Source organism: Nocardia goodfellowii (assembly GCF_017875645.1).
GTDB classification, from domain to species: domain Bacteria; phylum Actinomycetota; class Actinomycetes; order Mycobacteriales; family Mycobacteriaceae; genus Nocardia; species Nocardia goodfellowii.
The window spans coordinates 5,051,901-5,052,551 of record NZ_JAGGMR010000001.1 but is presented as its reverse complement, the minus strand read 5'-3'; positions in this window follow the sequence as shown (position 1 = coordinate 5,052,551).

Genomic DNA, 651 nt, shown 5'->3' with positions numbered 1-651 from the left:
GGCGTATCCCTCGCTCGTCACCTCGGCTGGGCGATGCCGACCGACCGGACAGCAACGCCACGCGCCAAAACCATTGCCGCGCTTGCTCTTACCGAACTAGCCAGACGGAGGAGACCGCCGCCCGCGCCCCTTCGACCCGCCCGTCGGCGCGCGCCGTCCCAGACGGTGCGCCCGTCGAGTTCGCAGAATAGACACGTGACCTCCACTAACTGCACTATTGCCGATGGCACAGTCCATCGACTGTCCCGGAAAGTCCAACCCTCGAACCGCGACGCGGCACCCTCGACCAGTATTACGCAATCCGGGCAAATGCCGTTGTACTACTGCACAATTCGCGGGGCCGAGCCGGTATAAAAAAACTTCCGTACGGTTACATCACCCAACGTTTAAATACCGAATAATCGGTACGTTCACAGCACGGCGAAAGATCTTGAAATCGGTACGGGGACAGCGAAGCAACGAGCGGGCGAACTGAACTGGCGGTGCACTGAAAACGCCCTGCGACCTCGCGCTCGGTCACCGATACGGTGCGCGCGCGGTTGCCGTGGGCGGTAGGTGTTGTGAGCCATGGTGTTCGGTGACGCGGAGGCGGGGCGGTGTGCTGGTGGTCCGTCGGCTGTGTGTGGTTGATCTTAGACGCGGGGGATGTTC